The organism is Halodesulfovibrio marinisediminis DSM 17456, assembly GCF_900129975.1.
GTDB lineage: Bacteria > Desulfobacterota > Desulfovibrionia > Desulfovibrionales > Desulfovibrionaceae > Halodesulfovibrio > Halodesulfovibrio marinisediminis.
On record NZ_FSRG01000004.1, the window covers coordinates 416,488 to 435,635 of the forward strand.

Genomic DNA, 19,148 nt, shown 5'->3' on the forward strand with positions numbered 1-19,148 from the left:
CGTAAACAAACCATAAGGGAAAGGTGGAAACATTCGTATGTACTCTGTTAGAGCAGGTTCGGTTTGTTAATGAACAACTGCACTATGCAACCAGTTGCAACAAAAAGGACACTCATTTTCGGTGAACGGTATGAATCGCAGGGTGAACAGCATGCTCTCCGGTAAACGGTAGAAAACGACACTGTGAATGGCAGGGGAAAGAGCGTTTTTGTCAGCAGCGATAAAAGCAATACAACTGTTTGAACTTAATTTGAGTTTCAACTACAGTGTTTCAAATACCAACCGGAACCAATTGAGGAGCCTGTGTGAGCCAATCGACGCTAAAACAGATGTTTCGACCGACTTCTGTGGTAATAATTGGTGCTTCTGAAGAGTCTGGAACCCCTGCCTGTGATTGTATGCAGAACTTGCTTGGCGGAACGTTTCTGGGGCCTGTTCTGCCGGTTGTTACACAGCCGGATTCGCCTGATACAATTTTCGGCCAGCCAGTTTATACAGCCATTGATACACTTCCGATTACGCCGGATCTTGCTATTATATGTGTGGATGCAAACGAAGTTCCTTTTTATATAGAAGAACTTGGTAAGCGTGGAACCCAGAACGCAATCTTGTTTTCCTCCGGTTATTCACGGTTCAATACAAAAGAAGCCGTACGTAAACGTGAACGGCTTCTGGCGCTTGCGAATAAATTTTCTGTACGGTTGTTGGGGCCTAACGGGCTTGGCTTCATCAATCCTTCTCTCGGCATTAATGCCAGTCTCGTTTCGTCTCCTTTTTCCATGGGCAAAGTTGCCTTTATTACGCAGTCAGATTCTCTTTTTACGTCTGTTCTTGACTGGGCTGTCTCCAAATCTCTTGGTTTTTCCCATGTAATCTCTCTTGGCGATATGCTCGATGTAGGCTTCAGTGAAGTGCTGGATTATCTGCATATGGATATGAACACCCGTGCGGTTCTCTTGTATCTTGAGTCTGTTGCCAACGCGCGGGAATTTATGTCTGCCGCCCGAGCGTTATCGCGTTCAAAACCGGTTATTGTTGTTAAGGCGGGTAAGTCTCATGCAGCAGAACAGGCAGTTGCCGCTCATACAGGTATGATTTTGGGTGCTGACGAAGTGTACGAGGCAGCGTTTAAACGAGCCGGTATGCTGCGCATGGATTCTATTGATTCTGTATTCGATACAATTCAGGCTCTTGCATGGTCAAAGCCGCTTAAAGGTAAGCGGTTGGCGATCGTGGCAAACGGTGGTGCTCCTGCATTCATTGCAACTGATCTGCTGTTGAAAGGAGGCGGAGAGCTTGCTGAGTTGACTGACGAGGCATGTCAGCTTCTGGATGATGCATTGGGAAGCGCATGGTCATATTGGAACCCGCTGGTTATGGATGCCAAGGCTGACGCTGAAATGTATGCCAGTGCCATTAAGCCGTTACTTCGAGATAGCTCCGTAGACGGTATCTTAGTCTTGCATATTCCAACTCCTGGTGTGGATAGCGCTACCATTGCTGAAAAGGTGGTGAAAACCTGTAAACGCAGCAAGAAAGTTATTCTTACAAGTTGGCTCGGTGCAGGTGATGGAGATATTGCCCGGAATATCTTTTTTAAGGCCAAAGTGCCTTCCTATTTTACTCCGGATAGTGCTGTACGCACTTTCTTGCATCTTGTGCAGTACAGACGGAACCAGATTAAACTTGCGGAAGCTCCGGAGTCACGACCAGATAGTAATACAGATGTGCTGAAAAGCCGCGCGATCGTATTGCAGGCGCTGGAAGAAAAACGTCAGATGCTTACTGTGCAGGAAGCAGAGGAATTGCTGGCAGCTTATGGTATTAACTGTATTACTACTCGTAGCGCAGATTCTGTGGATCAGATTGCAAGCATTGCGGATGAGGTGGGGTACCCCCTAGCAATTAAAGTGCTTTCTCCAGATATTTTCCGTAAGTCACAGGTAGGCGGTGTAATGCTGGATATCCAGAACAGCACGGAAGCCACTGCCGCTGCCGAATCTATCTTAATGAATGTAGCGCAGTATCAGCCGTCCGCACGTATTAACGGTTTTGCCGTGCAGCGTATGACGCAGCGTATGCGTGGTGTTGAACTGGCTGTAGAAGTTGATACAGACCCACAGTTCGGTCCTGTTATCCGTTTTGGGCAGGGGGGATCAATTGCTCACCTCATTCAGGATAAGCAGACAGAATTACTGCCACTGAATATGAGCCTTGCAAAAGAGCTTGTTGCTTCGACTCATGTGAGTAAGCAGTTTGTTGGACATGGTACTGTTTCCGGAGTGGACGCGCAGGCTGTGTATGAGTTGTTGGTATCGATTTCTCAAATGCTGATTGATATACCGGAAATTTTTGAATTGGAGATCAATCCGGTGCAGGCTGATTCCAGCGGTGCATTCGCTTTGGATGCTGAAATCCGTGTGGCATGGACTGATCTCGGTGGTGCAGATCAGCTTGCAATTTGTCCGTATCCTGCTGAGCTGGAAGAAATTATACAAGTGACTGATGATCTGACTGTTCGCCTGCGTCCAATCCGTCCTGAGGATGAACCGGCGCATTGGGATTTTGTAGAGAACCTTAGCCCTCAAGATAGGCGGTTCCGTTTCTTTGGTAATGTGGGTGAGCTGCCACGTTCTGAAATGGTTAAGTTAACCCAGATCGACTATGACAGGGAGATGGCATTTATTGCACAGACAATCCCTGAGGATGGGGAGAATCCGATTACTGTAGGGTCTGCTCGTGCAATAATTTCACCGGATAACGAAACATCTGAGTTTGCAGTAGTCGTACGTAGTGACTGGAAGCGTAAGGGGCTTGGCCGTATGCTAATGTCTCATTTGGTGGAATATCTGCGATCTCGTAAGACAAAGCAGATTACTGGTGAAGCCCTTGGTGACAATAAGAATATGGTAGAGCTTGCCCGATCTCTGGGATTTGTTGTCTCGAAAGACTTTAATGACGATACCTACCACTTTACACTGGATTTACGCGATGATGATGCGGAAGCTGACGATGGTTTCTAGCATGTTGTGATGATATCTGAAAAACGCCCTGTTTTTAGTATGTAAGAACAGGGCGTTTTTTATAGAAAAGGGAAATAAAAAGAGTGGGGCATTGGCTCCACTCTTTTTTTTGCTTTGCATCGTATACTTGCGAATTCCACAGGAAGGCGAACGCTAATACGAGTTAGAGATGGTTCCGGCGTTATCGCTGGTAACCGCACCATCGCGCGCAAATCGCACGGCGCAATGAAGCCGGAGCGTGTGTCTCATGTTGCAAAGTAGTTAGGTCTACAGGAAAAAGAGACTCTACTTGTTAACCATTTCTTTGAGTTCTTTTCCTGCCCGGAATACAGGCAATTTTTTCGGAGATACTTCTACGCTGTCACCTGTTTTAGGGTTACGGCCTTTGTATCCCTTGTATTCTTTAACTTTAAAGGAACCGAATCCTCTGATTTCAACTCTACCCTCTTCAACGAGAGCTTCACGGATGCTGTCAAAAAAGACGTTTACTAGCATTGTTGCTTCATCTTTGGACAGGTTGTGATCCTCAGCCATTACTTTTACAAGTTCGCTTTTATTCACAAGAACCCCCTATGGAATATCAATTCGTAATTTAGTCCACGATATTAGAGTAGTACCTATTCATCGCAATAGTGACAAGGGGGTGATGGTTATTTCTTCTGTTATTCAAAGGGGTTTTGTTTATAAAAGTATAAAGAGCAGGAACAATGAAGCGTAATGTTTGTACATTCTGACAGAGGAGAAATAGTTCAATTTGTAGTGATAGTTGCAATATATCATCAAACAAACAGTTAGAATTAAGCAAAAATGCATTTAAAGTAGCATGTGCTTCGTTATACTAACTGGACGTAGTAGTATTTAAACATGGTTCCGAAGCTTCAATTCAATCGGATGCGGGTTCAAATACCATTGTGACTGCAGATACTCTTCGCCATATTTTCGTACATAATGATTACCGATGGTAATTGGAACAATAAGTGGCACTAAGTTGGAGTGATATCGTTCTATTATTTCTTGAAACTCTTGCTTCTCATCTGGGGTAAGTTTCTTTTTAAAATATCCGGCAATATGCTGTAATACGTTGGTATGTTTGTTAATAGTCGCTTTTATTTTAAGCGCTGTAAGCAACTCAGTTTGATATTGTTGAAGAAGATCATGGGGGACAGTCTGCTTACCGTGTGCCACAAGTTTGCCCATGGCACGGTAGTGCACGATGCTATGCGACATGATTAGTAGTTTGTGGCGGGTATGGAATCTTATCAGATTACGCATCAAAAACGGCTGGTCCAGCATCTCGCGCCAGCGTTGCATGACGAAAATTCGTTCAATAAAGTTTTCACGCAGACGAGGGTCACCAAGCCTCCCTTCTTCTTCTACAGGGAGTAGTGGAAAGTGTTCCATAAATGTTCTGGCAAATACTCCGATGCCTTTAAGGCTCGGTGCTCCAGCATTTTTTGCTTCTTTTGGGTCAACATCCTTGTAGACTTTTACTCGTTCCATACCGCTGGAAGGCGAAGCTCGTTTGAAAACAAAGCCGCACAGGTTTTCTTTTTCTAACTCTTTAACCCGCCGAGCTGCAAATTTTTTCATTTGTTTGGTGTGGTCTATATATGTTTTGTTTGTAACGAGTCTTGGATTTTCTGGATCTCCTACGAGACGCAGTGCTTCTCGAGGTACAGGGAGGCCCATTTCAACTTCAGGACACACCGGAACGTAGTCAACATACTCTCCAAGGATATTTACAAGCCATTGATCTTTTTTATGTCCTCCATCAAACCGGACTGGATTTCCTAGCAGGCAGGAAGAAACACCAATACGAATTTTTTTTGTGTTCTGCATGTTGCTCTTTCCTCTATGAGGTATAAGATTGTTTCTACTTATTCGTATTTAGATTGGCTCAGTTGAGTTGTTGGTGCAAATATAAAAAAATTGAAACGGTTCTTACCTAAATAGGGAGTCTCTATATGACCACGGAACAGTCTCAACCAATTGAAGTTGTGTTCTTTGACTTCAGCGGTGTTCTTGCTGATGAGGGATTTGTAGACGGGTTACGTAAAATTGCCGTCCGTAATGGGTTTGACCCTGACGAGTTTCAGGCTGTTGCTACCGAAATTTGCTATGAAGGCGGCTACGCCACAGGTAAAGCCAGTGAAGCTGAATTCTGGGAAGAGTTGCGTAAAAAAACAGGATTGGTAGAGCAGGTTGAGATGCTGCATATGGAAATCATGGCGGGATTCAATGTGCGTCTTTGGATGCTTGAAGTTGTGGATGCTATTCGTGCGAGTGGCGTAAAAACAGCCATTTTAAGTGATCATACAAATTGGCTTGAAGCTCTTGATTTTGAGCTTTCCATTTACTCACATTTTGATCGGGTTTTTAATTCATACCGAGAAGGCATATCCAAACGTTCGCACGATTATTTCCATCATGCTTTGCGTGCCATGGATGTTAAACCGGAACGCGCGTTATTTGTAGACGATAATCCTTCCAATCTATTGCGTGCTGGTGAGATTGGGATGCAGACTTTGCTGTATGATGAGCACGAAAAAGTGTTGGAACGACTTCAGTCATTATTCCCAAGTGTTAAATTCCCTATGGCATAACTGTGCTTGTTGGAAATGGTGGATGAGAGTAACACACTCTGCAAACGTTGCGTTATGGGAGAAAATTGCATAACGTACCCGCTGATTTTAACTGACAAGCAAGTCCTGAGTGTTTACTCCGGCATAATTATTTATGAGAAAACCAACTAGCGGCCTTACCCCTGAAGGTATCCCTTCTTTACTGTTAACCGGTCTCGGTACCCTTGCGTTTGCAATTATGGGGTGCTGGGTACTGTCCACTGTGTTTTTTATCCTTTTCTGGTTCAGCCTGCACTTCTTCCGTGATCCGGAGCGTGTGACACCAACCGGTGAAGGACTTGCTGTAAGTCCTGCTGACGGCAAGGTTATCAAAATTACACCAATGGAAGATCCGTTTACCGGTGAGCGCCGCATGTGTATCTGTATCTTCATGAACGTGTTTAGCGTACATGTGAACCGTTCTCCTCTTGATAGCACTGTCCGCGGCATCAAGTATTTCTCCGGAAAGTACTTTAATGCTGCTTGGGACAAGGCTTCAACCGATAACGAACGTTGTGCATACGATCTCGAACATGCTGACGGCAGCCGTTGGACAATGGTACAGATTGCAGGTCTTATTGCCCGCAGAATTGTGTGTCGTGTGAACGAGGGAGAAGAGTTAACCCGTGGAGAACGTTACGGAATGATCAAGTTTGGTTCTCGGGTTGACCTTTATCTTCCAGAGGGCTATGCTCCTTCCGTTACCGTTGGTGAGCAGGTGTTTGCAGGTGAAACTGTAATTGCCAGTAAAGATGACAACTAATTTTCTGAATTGAGATTATCACCGACTGTTTTTGGATTTAAACAAGGAAGCACATAGACATGGATCAATCAAAAGCCCGCAAGGGAATCTTTATTTTGCCTAACCTTTTCACCACAGCGAGCCTTTTTGCAGGCTTTATGGGGTTGGTGTGGGCATCTGCGGGAAAATTTGAAATGTGTGCTACCGCTATTCTTTTCTCCGCCCTCATGGACGGCTTAGATGGTAAAGTTGCGCGTTTGACTGGCACTGCCAGTGAATTTGGTGTGCAGTACGACTCCTTGTGTGACCTCGTGGCATTTGGTCTCGTACCAGCGTTCATGATGTACTCAATGTACCTTCATCAGTTCAACCGCCTCGGCATTGCTGTCGCCTTCTTGTTCGCAGCTTGTGCTGCACTCAGATTGGCGCGTTTCAACGTTTCCACAGCAGTGGTTCCTAAGAAGTTCTTTATCGGACTTCCTTCACCTGCTGGTGGCTGCGCACTTGCTGCCTTCGTATTCTTTACTCAGTACATTCCTGCTGATTTCTCTGGTTTTATCCCTGCGATTGCGTTGGGTCTTACCTTTGTTGCAGCATTTTCAATGGTTAGCCGTGTACGTTACTTCTCCTTTAAAGAGTACGGTTTCGTGAAGGCTCGTCCATTTAGCACTCTCGTATCTGCTATCCTTATCTTTACCCTAATTATTAGCGAGCCGAAGCTACTAGGCTTCATTATTATTGGCGGCTACATTATTAGCGGACCTGTGTATACATTCCTATTTCTATCACGCAGGTCCACAAAGTTACTGGGTGACCTTTCCGAGAGCTAAAGAATAAAGGGAAGGCACGGCGAGTAACACACCGCCCCAAGGCCATACCCTAAAAGTATAAGCAAACCAAAGCTCCGGTTTCTTCTACACAGAAGGAACCGGAGCTTTTTTTTATATCCTGAATAAAATTTAACAATTATGTTATAAAAAGGAGCTAGGATAATGGATTCAGCACACGTCAACAAGCAAAGGACACGATCTCGAGTAGAATATCGCCCGTTTGGTCCACTACTAGGTAATCTATTTGCGAACTAAGTGAGGTTTTTGTGAAAGTAGTTTATGAATTAGAATAGAAAAAAGTAACTCCACAGGAGAAAACAATGTCCGATCGCTTATATATTTTCGATACCACTTTGAGAGATGGAGAGCAGTCTCCAGGCGCAACCATGAACCAGATTGAGAAGATTCGCCTTGCGCGTGAGCTCGAAAATTTGGGTGTCGATATTATGGAAGCAGGGTTTCCTGCTGCAAGCCAAGGGGATTTTGAGGCAGTACGCAAGATTGCACAAACCATTAAGCACTCACAGGTAGCGGGTTTGTGCCGCGCGATGGCGGCGGATATTGACAGGTGCTGGGATGCAATCAAAGACGCAACGCATCCACGAATTCATACATTCCTTGCAACCAGTCCGGTGCACATGGAGTACAAGCTCCGTAAGACTCCGGAACAGGTTTTGGAAATGACTGAAGCGGCTGTAAAACATGCAGCAAAATATACTTCTAACATTGAGTTTTCTGCAGAAGATGCGTCCCGATCCGACTGGGACTTCCTTGCAAAGGTTGCAGAGACTGCAATCAACGCTGGCGCTACTACCATCAACATTCCTGATACCGTAGGGTATGCACAACCTCAGGAATTTGGACAGATGATTCGCCACGTAATTGAAAACACCAGCAACAGCCATAAGGCAGTGTTCAGTGTACATTGCCATAACGACCTTGGTTTGGCTGTGGCAAACACTCTTGCAGCGATTGATGCAGGTGCACGACAGGCTGAAGTAACCATCTCCGGTATTGGAGAGCGTGCCGGTAACGCAGCACTCGAAGAACTTATTATGGCGTTACGCACCCGTGGTGACTACTACGACATTGAAACCAACGTTAAGTCAGAGCAGTTGTTCCCTACCTGCCGTTTGCTTTCAATGATCATTGGTCAGCCTATTCCTGCAAATAAAGCAATTGTCGGTGCAAACGCATTTGCGCATGAGTCCGGTATCCATCAGGACGGCATGCTCAAGAACCGTGAAACCTACGAGATTATGACTCCTGAATCCGTAGGACGCGAAAAAACAGATATCATCCTCGGTAAGCATTCCGGTCGCAATGCAATTAAAGGCAAAACTACCGAACTTGGTTACCCGTTGGAAGATGACGAATTACAGATTGTTTTTGAGGCTGTTAAACGCCTCGCAGACAAAAAAGAGAAGGTTTACGACGCAGACATTGAGGCAATCATCCTTGAAGAAGTCTACCGTATTCCTGATAAATACAGACTGGTACATCTCTCCGTTCAGTCAAGTGATGTGGGAGTGCCACCGAATGCAGCCGTTGTAATGGAAATTAACGGTATCCGCAGAGAGCACACTACGTTCGGCACAGGTCCTATTGATGCAGTGTTTAAAACCATTTCCCAAATCGTTGGACGCGCACCAAAGCTCAAACGATACAGTGTAAACGCCATCACCAGTGGCGGAGATGCACAGGGCGAAGTAACCGTACGGCTCGAAGAAAATGGTTGCACAACTGTAGGACGTGGATCCGATCCTGACATCATTGCAGCTAGCGCAAGGGCATTTCTCAACGCTTTAAACAGACTCGATAAAATGAACTCGGAGGGCTAACAGTCATGGCACACACACTCGCACAAAAAATCTTACAGAGACACACAGATCAAAAAATCGAAGGAACCGGACAGATCGTTCAGTGCGATGTTTCCTTGGTTCTTGCAAACGATATTACTGCACCGCTTGCCATTAAATCTTTCAAGGCAATGGGCGCAGAAAAAGTGTTTGATAAAGATAAAGTGGCACTCGTAATGGACCACTTTACTCCGCAGAAAGACATTGCATCAGCAATTCAGGTGAAAAATACCCGTGAATTTGCGCAAGAGCAGAATATTACGCACTACTACGAGGGTGGTAACTGCGGTGTTGAACACGCACTTTTGCCGGAGCTCGGCCTTGTAGGCCCTGGCGACATCGTTATCGGCGCAGATTCTCACACCTGCACCTACGGTGGCCTCGGTGCTTTCGCAACCGGTCTTGGTTCCACAGACGTAGCAGGCGGTATGGCACTTGGTTCCACATGGTTCAAAGTGCCGCCGACAATCCGTGCAATCTTCAATGGCGAACTTCCTGAGTTCGTAGGCGCAAAGGATCTCATCTTGCGTCTTATCGGCGAAATCGGTGTATCCGGCGCGCTCTACAAGGCGCTCGAATTCGGTGGTACCACAGTTGATTCCCTTGATGTGGAAGGTCGTATGACCATCGCTAACATGGCTATTGAAGCTGGCGGCAAATGTGGCCTCTTCCCGGTAGATGCAAAGACTCTCGAATACACCGCAGCTCGCGGTCGTAACGATGAAGCTCTCTTACCGGATGAAGGCGCAGAATACGAACGTGTTCTTACATTCGACGTATCGAATATGTCACCAATGGTTGCATGTCCGCACTTGCCGGATAACGTGCACCCAGTAGAAAATGTCGAGCCTAAAAAGGTTGATCAGGTCGTCATCGGTTCCTGTACTAACGGTCGTATCAGCGACTTGCGTGAAGCAGCAGCCGTACTCAAAGGACGCAAAGTCGCATCACACACACGTGCCATCGTTCTTCCTGCAACGCCAAACATCTGGAAGCAGGCACTGCGTGAAGGTCTTATCGAAACCTTCATGGAAGCAGGTTGTATCGTAGGCCCTGCAACATGCGGCCCTTGTCTCGGCGGACATATGGGCATCCTTGCTGACGGTGAAGTAGCAGTAGCTACAACCAACCGTAACTTTAAAGGACGCATGGGCAGCCTCGAGTCAGAAGTCTACCTTTCAAGTCCTGCCGTTGCTGCGGCAAGTGCACTTGCAGGTGAGATCGCTGATCCTCGCAAAGTGTAATGTTGCCTCCGGCGGGTCTCCGACGGGCAAGGGCGCTGCCCTGCACCCGCAAGGGGGACGCCCCCTTGACCGCGAAGAGGTGAGAGGCGGTTGAAAATATAGCAACACATCGAGTTAAAGATGTTGCTCTGATTTCAGCCACAAACGATTTGATTCTTTTTGGGAGAAATGACCATGACCTTACAAGGTAAAGTCCACAAAGTGGGCGATCACATAGATACTGATGCAATCATTCCTGCGCGTTTTTTGGTAACAACTGATGAAAAAGAGCTTGGCGCAAACTGCATGGAAGGTCTCGAAGCAGGCTGGGTAGAGCGTGTTTCCGAAGGCGATATCATGGTTGCCGGTGAGAACTTCGGTTGCGGTTCTTCACGTGAACATGCTCCGATTTCTATCCTTGGTGCTGGTATGAAGGTAGTTGTTGCGCATTCTTTTGCGCGTATTTTCTACCGTAACAGCTTTAATATGGGATTGTTACTCATTGAAGTTGGCGATGACGTTAAGCACATTGAAGATGGACATGAAGTAGCAGTCGATATCGAAGCGGGTACAGTGACTAACGTAACCACTGGTAAAGTAATTAGCTTCCCGCCGCTTCCACAGTTTATGCGTGACTTTGTCGATAACGGGGGACTCATTCCATACGTGCGAGAAAAGTTAAAAGCCAAAAATTAGTCCAAAAGATTCCTGTTCCCGATCACTGCAAGGACGTGGAGCAACTTATTGGATTTATACGAGTAAGCGTGTCTCGCAAGTAATAGTCTTTGGGTAGCGGGCTGGAGAAAAATTCTTTTGTAAAAGCGGTAGTCGGTTTTTACGAGTCGGAATGTATGACTAGCGACAGCGCAATTTGCTTTCTTCAGCCGCCAAAGAAATAAATTGAATACACACAAAATTTTCATCGAGGGAAAGACAATGGATATGAATATCGTTTTGTTGCCGGGTGACGGCATCGGGCCGGAGATCACCGCTCAGGCTGTAGAGGTCATGAAGAAAGTCACAGATAAGTTCGGTCACAAAGTAACCTTCACTGAAGAGCTTATCGGTGGTTGCGCTATTGATGCTACAGGCAGTCCGTTACCGAAGGAAACTGTTGAGGCATGCAAGAAGGCGGATGCAGTATTTCTTGGCGCTGTAGGTGGCCCTAAGTGGGATAATCTCGATGGCGCTACTCGTCCTGAAGCTGGTTTGCTTGGTATCCGTAAGGAGCTTGGCCTGTTTGCGAATTTACGCCCTGCGAAGTTGTTCCCTGAGCTTTCCAGTGCATGCTATCTCCGTCCTGACATTGTAGAAGACGGTATTGATGTAATGGTTGTTCGTGAGCTTACTGGTGGTATCTATTTTGGTCAGCCGCAGGGGCAGGAAGAGCGTGATGGCGTTCGATATGGCTACAATACCATGGTCTACAATGAAGATGAAGTACGCCGCATTGCCCGCATTGCTTTTGAAGCAGCGATGAAACGTGACAAGCGTGTGTGTTCTGTAGATAAAGCTAACGTACTTGAAGTTTCCCGTCTTTGGAGAGCTGTTGTTGAAGAAGTTGCAACTGAATATCCAGAAGTAGAACTCACACATATGTATGTTGATAACGCAGCAATGCAGCTTGTTCGTGATCCGAACCAGTTCGACGTTATCGTGACCGGTAACCTCTTCGGTGACATTTTGTCTGACGAAGCAGCTGTTATCACCGGTTCTATCGGTATGCTTCCTTCTGCATCCCTTAATAAGTCTGGAACTGGTCTTTTTGAGCCGATTCATGGCTCTGCACCAGACATCGCAGGTCAGAATAAAGCGAACCCGCTTGCATCAATTCTCTCCATGGCAATGATGCTGCGTCATTCCTTCAACCTCATTAAAGAAGCAAATGCGATTGAAAATGCCGTTCAGCAAGTGCTGAGTGAAGGCTATAGAACTGGGGACATTATGTCCAACGGGGAAACCCTTGTTGGTTGTAATACCATGGGTAATTTAGTTGTAGAGCGCTTATAGAAGCCAAATTTCCTCCTTCCGGAGAGCCTTATTCGGGAGGAGGATGTTTTGTTATAAAGAGAAAAACGAAGCTACAAAATGTAGCTTCGTTTTTTTTGTGCTTGAATACTAGAGCTCATTGATTCTGCCCGTAGCAAGGTAATGTGCCCAGTCAGAGCGTCCTTGTTTTGCAGCAGCATTTACTGCGTCCTGTACAGGGTATGGAATTTTCATTTGCTGAATATTCCAGCCGTCAGAATTTGTTTCCAGCATTGTGTATGATGCGTGTGAAGAATATGTCTCCATGGAATGCACAGTAGGTTGGTCATCAGTAAATGCAGGCAGACCGACACTTCCCGCGTTTACTATAAGTTGACCGGTAGATAATTCTACAACTCTCGGAATATGTGTATGCCCACACAGAATGACAGAAGAATTTTGTCCGTCAACTAATTGTAGTATCTCGCTATCAGAGCGCACCCGTGCTTCGCCACTCGAAACATCTTCCATTAAGTATGTCAGATCGTTCGTTGGAGAGCCATGGCAGGCATAAATTTGACGATTAACCTGACAGTCAAAGGGGAGCGTTTTTAGCCAGTCAATGGGGGCATTACCGAGGTCACCTAACACAAACTGAAGCGTTGGATTTGCGGCAAACTCTTTGTGTGTGACTTCATGCAGCATGCGATCCTGATTGCCACAGATTGAGGTAACATCAGAGGACGTTATCAGGTTGTAAGTCGCTTTTGGGGCTATGGGGCCGTACAGAGTGTCCCCAAGATTTACGATGCGGTCAGCACCGCGCTTTGCAATATCATTAAGAACGGCCTCAAGCGCATATACGTTACTGTGAATGTCAGAAATAACCGCGAGTTTCATGCTGTCACTTCCAAGAGTTACGTGTGGTGGCTCAAGCTAGCAGTACACTAGTTTTTGTAGTGCTATTTAGTTGAGCGCTGGATGATTCCCATCATTGAGTAGGTGAGCTGTGCAGCGGCAAAATCTGAAGCATGATCGCCTTCCTGTGGTGCGAGCTCAACTACATCACAGCCAATTACGTTACGTCCTTTTACGGCTTTTTCGAGTAGTGTGATGGCTTGCCACCACTGGATGCCACCCGGAACAGGGGTGCCTGTTGCGCGGATAACGGACGGGTCTAGTCCATCTACATCAAAAGTAATGTAGAGATCTTTAGGAAAATCTTCAGGGAGCAGTGTTTCCGGCAGTGGATTGCGCGCCAGATCCTTTGCATCGATATGTGGCACATTGTGTTTTTTGCGGACTTCTACTTCTTCTGTACAGAACGCACGGACGCCGAGCTGGAATACTGGGATTTCCAACTCGAGTGCACGATGCATGACGGAAGCGTGGCTGTAAGGATCGCCTTCATACGCTTTACGCAGGTCTGCATGGGCATCAAACTGCACGATGCCGAAGCTGCCATGCTTCTTTTTCAGTGCACGGAGAGCTCCAAGCGTAACAGAGTGTTCTCCGCCGAGCATAACAGGAAGACCATATTCAGCTGCGTGAGAAACAGCGGCTTCAATGCGGGCGAGAACCTGTTCTGTAGGACCGGTGCAGTCTACTGGTTCGTGAGTGTAAATGCCTTCATCTGCAGGAATGGATTCTCCGTCCCACAGTTCAAGCTGGTCAGACGCGTCAAGAATGGCGCGTGGGCCTTCAGCCGTACCGCCACCGTATGAAACGGTAGCTTCAAAAGGAACCGGAACAATTTGGAATCGACATTGTTCTGGAGTGGTTTCTTCAAGTTCTGATGCTAAAAATCTATTCATCTTATAAGTATACTTTGTGATGAATTTCTTGGCAATTCAGAAAGTACGGGGCTTCAGAGGGAAGGATAGAATGTGTGTGAGGTTTGGGAAGGTGTAGGACGCAGAGGTCGTCTCAGCTTCAGGCTCTCAGGCAAATTTCGGAACTGCACAGTAATGAAAGAAAATCAGAATCGGTTGTAAAAACAGCGTGAGAGCCTTACGCATGAGACAACCTCTGCGTCATTTACTACGTGCTGTTAATGTTTTTGGATTGCTTGTTATTACCTAGTAATGTTGCTTGGTACAAGCCTGTGCAGTTTTATCAGTAGAACCATGCCCTGTGTTTTAGACGGGATAGTTTAATGCAATAAGATTTAAGAAAAGAAGACGGTTATTAGGTAGAGGGATGTTGGTGATGAGGGGATATTTAAGGCTGCTTCTGTTTTTGTTAGCTAGTTATGGTCGTGAGCTCTGTGGGGGAAGGAGAAAAAAGTAGTGGAGCAAAAGCCGCGAAGTTCGCAAACAATGTGCTGATATCGCGAGTAAAAGTTTTTGGAGAGTCCAGAGAACCTTTTTACAAAAAGGTTCTCTGGTCACCGAAGGCAAAAAATAAAAATAGAAATAAAGAAACCGAAAAAACAAACTCTATGACAAACGACACTTGAAGTCGTCGTAGCCGAATTCGCGTACGATGTGCAGTTCGTCAGTGTTCGGGTTGTAGCGTGCGATTGCAGGAAGCTGTAACCCGTTAAAGGTGTTTGTTTTTACCATGGAATAGATAGCCATGTCCGTAAATGCAACGTGGTCACCTGCACGGAGCGGAGTGTCGAAGGAGTATTCTCCTATGACGTCTCCTGCGAGGCAGGATTTACCAGCAAAGCGGTAGGAGTAGGCTTTCTCACCTTTTTCACCGGAATCAATGACGAATGGACGGTATGGCATTTCGAGCACGTCCGGCATGTGGCATGCGGCGGATGCGTCGAGAATGGCGATAGCCATGTCAGCTTTGATTACGTCAAGTACGGTGGCTACGAGGATTCCAGCGTCGAGTGCAACGGCTTCGCCCGGTTCGAGGTATACCTGAACATTGTAGCGGCTCTTAGCGCGTTCGATACAGGCGCAGAGACGGTCAATGTCGTACCCTTCACGGGTAATGTGATGCCCGCCGCCGAAGTTGAGCCATTCCATGTCGTGAAGGAGATGACCGAACTGCTTTTCTACTGCTTCCAGTGTGCGATCAAGGGCTTCAGCGTCTTGTTCGCAGAGAGTGTGGAAATGTAAGCCGGATACGCCTTCAAGATCGCTCTCATCAAAGTTTTCTAGACGTACACCAAGACGTGATCCCGGTGAACACGGGTCGTAAATTGGCGTTGTACCTTCGGAGTGCTGCGGGTTAACGCGAACGCCGATTTTGATGGTGCGTTTGGATGCCTGAATGAACGGACGATACTTGCGAAGCTGTACGAAGGAGTTGAACACAATGTGGTCAGAGTACTTGATAAGTTCTGCCATATCGTCGTCTGAGTAAGCAGCGGCGAAGCTGTGCACTTCGCCGCCGAATTCTTCACGTCCAAGTCTCGCCTCGTGCGGAGAACTGGCGCAGGTTCCATGCAGGATGCCTTTTAGTACCGGAAAGGTGCTGTATGTGGCGAATCCTTTGAGCGCGAGGAGGATTTTTGCTCCTGTACGCTTCTGAACGGAATCTAAAATCGCCGCGTTTTCCGCAAGCTTTGCCTCATCCACAACGAAGCATGGAGAAGGCAGGCGCTCTGGATTTAGTTTTTGAAGGTAACTTCTGTCCATGGGAGACCGTGAATGTTGAGTTTTTCCATGAATGGGTCTGGATCAAGTTCTTCCATGTTGAATACGCCTTCGCCAGTCCATTTGCCGGTGAGCATGAGCATTGCGCCGATCATAGCTGGTACACCGGTGGTGTAGGAAACAGCCTGAGAAGCAACTTCTTTAAATGCTTCTTCGTGGTCGCAAATGTTGTAGATGTAGTAATCCTTAGGCTCACCGTCTTTAATACCTTTAATGCGGCAACCGATGCATGTACGACCTTTAGTACGTTCACCAAGTCCTGCTGGTTCTGGAAGAACTTCTTTGAGGAACTTGAGAGGCACGATGTCCTGACCATTGTACTTAACAGTGTCGATACGGGTCATGCCAACGTTTTCGAGCACTTTGAGGTGGTTGAGGTACTGGTCGGAGAAGGTCATCCAGAAGCGTGCACGTTTGAGACCTTTTAAGTGTTTTACGAGAGACTCAAGTTCTTCGTGGTACATGAGAAAACACTTTTTAGGACCAATGCCTTCTGGGAAGTCGTAGTTCATGGAGAAGCTGAGAGGATCGGTTTCAATCCACTCGCCGTGTTCCCAGTAGCGACCGTTTGCAGTAACTTCGCGGATGTTGATTTCAGGGTTGAAGTTAGTTGCAAATGGGTGACCGTGGTCGCCTGCGTTGCAGTCAATGATGTCCAACTGATGGATTTCATCAAAGTGGTGTTTCATTGCATGCGCGCAGAATACGTTGGTTACGCCTGGGTCGAAGCCGGAACCGAGAAGTGCCATGAGACCTTTCTCTTTGAAACGCTCCTGGTATGCCCACTGCCATTTGTATTCGAACTTAGCTTCATCGATTGGCTCGTAGTTCGCGGTATCAAGGTAATGCACACCAGTTTCGAGACATGCGTCCATGATGGTGAGATCCTGATATGGCAGTGCGAGGTTGATAACGAGAACAGGCTTGTGCTTGTTGATGAGGTCAACAAGCTCAGGAACGTTGTCCGCGTCTACGGTGTCGGTAACGATGTCGCGACCGGTACGTTCTTTAACGGAAGCTGCAATTGCATCACATTTCTCAATAGTTCTGGATGCAAGTACGATTTCAGTAAAAACTTCTGGAACCTGTGCACACTTGTGTACGCACACGCCGCCAACGCCACCAGCGCCGATGATCAACACTTTAGACATAGTTTACTCCTTACATGGTGCGGAAACTAGCCGCAAAAAATTATCTTTCGAAATAGGTATAGCCGCGCAGACCGGCATAGAATGCCTGAAGAAGATCGTATCGCTCTGCAGCTGTAATACGTCCTTCGCGCACGGATTGTTCTGCCATAGAGCGCAGATCTTCCATAATTCTGCGCTGGTCGTATTCAACGTATTCAAGCAGTTCGCCCACGGTGTCGCCTTCAATTTCACGTACGAATTCGTAGCTGCCGTCTTCGTACATGCGAACGCTGACAACGTTTGTATCACCGAAAAGGTTGTGCAGGTCGCCGAGAGTTTCCTGATATGCACCAACGAGGAAGGCTCCAAGGTAGTACTCATCGCCGTTTTTCATCGGGTGCAACTCAAGAAGCGGCTTTTCGCCTTTCGGGTCAATAAACGTGTCCAGCTTACCGTCAGAGTCACAGGTGATATCTGAAATGATTGCGTTACGGGTAGGCTCTTCTTTCAAGCGGTGTAACGGCATCACAGGGAATAGCTGGTCAATTGCCCATGCGTCCGGAAGGGACTGGAATACGCTGAAGTTTGCGTAATATATATCTGCAAGAGCTGTATCAATTTCTTCCAGCTCTTTAGGTACGATTTTTAGTTTGTCCTTCAACTTGGCAACAGCTTTGGTAATCGCCCAGAAGAGATTATCTGACAGCGTGCGCTGACGCAGGTTCACTCTTCCGTCAAGGAACATACGGCGTACTTCATCTCGGTAGAAGAGAGCATCGTTGTATGCTTCCTGCAGGTTACGCAGGTTGAGGGACTTGTATGCCTCGTACATGCTAAGAATTGCTTCCGGTGTGTCTTCCGGCATTACTTCCGGAACCTTACCGTCTTCAATTCTGCTAACGTCGAGGATGTTGAAAAGCAGCACAGAGTAGTACGCAACTACAGCACGACCGGATTCGGTGATGATGTGCGGGTGCGGAATGTTCTGCTTGTCGAGCGTTGTCATAACCGCTTCTACAATGTCCATAGCATATTCATTAACGCTGTAGTTTCGGCTTGAAACGTAGTTTGTGTGTGAACCGTCGTAGTCCACTGCAAGACCGCCACCAAGGTCAATATATCCCATTGGTGCGCCTTCTTTTACCAGTTCAGCGTACACACGAGATGCTTCCTGAACAGCAGAACGAATACTGCGGATGTTAGGAATCTGTGAGCCGAGATGGTAGTGCAGAAGCTTTAAGCAGTGCAGTTTGTTCTGTTCTTTCAGGGTGTCGATAATGTCAGTAATCTGTGACATTGAGAGCCCGAAAGAGGAACGCTCGCCGCCGGATGCAGTCCAGTGACCACCGCCTTTTGCAGAGAGTTTAACACGCACGCCGATTTGCGGTTCTACGCCAAGCAATGCAGCACGCTCTAACAGCGTGGCAAGTTCCCAGCCCATTTCCATAACGAAAATACAGTTAAAGCCCATGCGCATGGCGTGGAGACCAAGGTCGATGAACTCTTCATCTTTGTATCCGTTACAGACAAGGCATGCCTTACGGTCACGCATTTGAGAAATAGCAGCGATAAGCTCTGCCTTACTGCCTACCTCAAAACCGTGATGGAAGGATGAGCCAAAGTTGGCTATCTCTTCAAGAACCTGCTGTTGCTGATTGACTTTGATGGGGAATACGCCACGGTATTCAGCTTTGTAGCCAAGGGTGCTGATGGCGTCTCTAAAGGAATTGTGTAGCGAGGAAATCTGCGAATCGAGGATGTTTTCAATGCGCAAGAGAACAGGCAGCTCAAGGCCGCGTTCTTTGAGTTCTCTAATAACCTCGGGAATACTGACAGCTACGTTGCTGCCACGTCCAAACGGGTGGATGGCAACGTCGCCATTTTCAGTAATGTCAAAGTAACCGGCACCCCAATTGCGGATGCCATACAGTTCAGCAGAGTCATCAATGCTCCACTGCTGGAGGGCGTTCTTGTTTGCCAACTGTCGTACCTCATACATACTCCATTAATGGTGTGTCCCACCGGCAACATCGAAAAAAAGGAGCGTTGCCGTATCCGCTACAGGTGCATGCCTTATAACCGGATGGCAGGCACACAATAACACGTATTTTACATTAAACGCGTGCGAATTTTTAGTG

Annotated in this window: 15 protein-coding genes; 8 read left to right on the forward strand and 7 right to left on the reverse strand. The window is 46.9% G+C overall.

Annotated elements, in window-relative coordinates; all coding sequences use genetic code 11:
- The first annotated feature begins 305 nt into the window (after window positions 1-305).
- Window positions 306-3,023 (forward strand): bifunctional acetate--CoA ligase family protein/GNAT family N-acetyltransferase, encoded by a 2,718-nt coding sequence (locus tag BUR09_RS06440; protein ID WP_074216123.1) that lies wholly within the window; start codon window positions 306-308, stop codon window positions 3,021-3,023.
- A 285-nt stretch (window positions 3,024-3,308) separates the two neighbouring features.
- Here BUR09_RS06440 and BUR09_RS06445 read toward each other — a convergent pair whose 3' ends face one another.
- Together BUR09_RS06445 and BUR09_RS06450 are read right to left on the reverse strand one after the other, a co-directional pair.
- The gene (locus BUR09_RS06445) at window positions 3,309-3,584 is read right to left on the reverse strand and encodes an HU family DNA-binding protein (RefSeq protein WP_074216124.1); all 276 of its coding nucleotides are present in this window, start codon (window positions 3,582-3,584) and stop codon (window positions 3,309-3,311) included.
- Between the two features lie 297 nt (window positions 3,585-3,881).
- Window positions 3,882-4,862, reverse strand: coding sequence for a YbgA family protein (locus tag BUR09_RS06450; protein ID WP_074216125.1), 981 nt, complete (start codon window positions 4,860-4,862; stop codon window positions 3,882-3,884).
- Window positions 4,863-4,987: 125 nt separating this feature from the next.
- Here BUR09_RS06450 and BUR09_RS06455 point away from each other — a divergent pair, with 125 nt between their 5' ends.
- From BUR09_RS06455 to leuB, 7 genes are all read left to right on the forward strand, one after another.
- Window positions 4,988-5,626, forward strand: coding sequence for an HAD family hydrolase (locus BUR09_RS06455; protein WP_074216126.1), 639 nt, complete (start codon window positions 4,988-4,990; stop codon window positions 5,624-5,626).
- A gap of 133 nt (window positions 5,627-5,759) precedes the next feature.
- On the forward strand, window positions 5,760-6,407 hold the full coding sequence (locus BUR09_RS06460) for a phosphatidylserine decarboxylase family protein (protein ID WP_074216127.1): 648 nt from the start codon (window positions 5,760-5,762) through the stop codon (window positions 6,405-6,407).
- 59 nt (window positions 6,408-6,466) lie between these two features.
- Window positions 6,467-7,216: a CDP-diacylglycerol--serine O-phosphatidyltransferase gene (gene pssA / locus BUR09_RS06465; RefSeq protein WP_074216128.1), complete on the forward strand. Its 750-nt coding sequence runs from the start codon at window positions 6,467-6,469 to the stop codon at window positions 7,214-7,216.
- 320 nt (window positions 7,217-7,536) lie between these two features.
- A complete protein-coding gene (locus tag BUR09_RS06470) occupies window positions 7,537-9,057 on the forward strand; it encodes a 2-isopropylmalate synthase (RefSeq protein ID WP_074216129.1) in 1,521 nt (506 codons plus the stop codon).
- 5 nt (window positions 9,058-9,062) lie between these two features.
- Window positions 9,063-10,319 carry a 3-isopropylmalate dehydratase large subunit gene (gene leuC, locus BUR09_RS06475; RefSeq protein ID WP_074216130.1) on the forward strand — a complete coding sequence of 419 codons (1,257 nt, stop codon included), beginning with the start codon at window positions 9,063-9,065 and terminating at the stop codon, window positions 10,317-10,319.
- Window positions 10,320-10,493: 174 nt separating this feature from the next.
- Window positions 10,494-10,994: a 3-isopropylmalate dehydratase small subunit gene (locus BUR09_RS06480; protein WP_074216131.1), complete on the forward strand. Its 501-nt coding sequence runs from the start codon at window positions 10,494-10,496 to the stop codon at window positions 10,992-10,994.
- 240 nt (window positions 10,995-11,234) lie between these two features.
- Window positions 11,235-12,308 (forward strand): 3-isopropylmalate dehydrogenase, encoded by a 1,074-nt coding sequence (gene leuB / locus BUR09_RS06485; protein WP_074216132.1) that lies wholly within the window; start codon window positions 11,235-11,237, stop codon window positions 12,306-12,308.
- A gap of 108 nt (window positions 12,309-12,416) precedes the next feature.
- Here the strand turns inward: leuB and BUR09_RS06490 are convergent, their stop codons facing one another.
- From BUR09_RS06490 to speA, 5 genes are all read right to left on the reverse strand, one after another.
- Window positions 12,417-13,166 carry a metallophosphoesterase family protein gene (locus BUR09_RS06490; RefSeq protein WP_074216133.1) on the reverse strand — a complete coding sequence of 250 codons (750 nt, stop codon included), beginning with the start codon at window positions 13,164-13,166 and terminating at the stop codon, window positions 12,417-12,419.
- Window positions 13,167-13,228: 62 nt separating this feature from the next.
- Window positions 13,229-14,080 carry an agmatinase gene (gene speB / locus BUR09_RS06495; protein ID WP_084539360.1) on the reverse strand — a complete coding sequence of 284 codons (852 nt, stop codon included), beginning with the start codon at window positions 14,078-14,080 and terminating at the stop codon, window positions 13,229-13,231.
- A gap of 624 nt (window positions 14,081-14,704) precedes the next feature.
- Window positions 14,705-15,862 carry a carboxynorspermidine decarboxylase gene (gene nspC / locus BUR09_RS06505; protein WP_074216136.1) on the reverse strand — a complete coding sequence of 386 codons (1,158 nt, stop codon included), beginning with the start codon at window positions 15,860-15,862 and terminating at the stop codon, window positions 14,705-14,707.
- Entirely contained in the window at window positions 15,835-17,031 is a 1,197-nt protein-coding gene (locus BUR09_RS06510; RefSeq protein ID WP_074216137.1) for a saccharopine dehydrogenase family protein, read from the reverse strand. Before BUR09_RS06510 ends, nspC begins: the two co-directional genes overlap by 28 nt.
- 40 nt (window positions 17,032-17,071) lie before the next feature.
- Window positions 17,072-19,009 carry a biosynthetic arginine decarboxylase gene (gene speA, locus BUR09_RS06515; protein ID WP_074216138.1) on the reverse strand — a complete coding sequence of 646 codons (1,938 nt, stop codon included), beginning with the start codon at window positions 19,007-19,009 and terminating at the stop codon, window positions 17,072-17,074.
- Window positions 19,010-19,148: the final 139 nt, after the last annotated feature.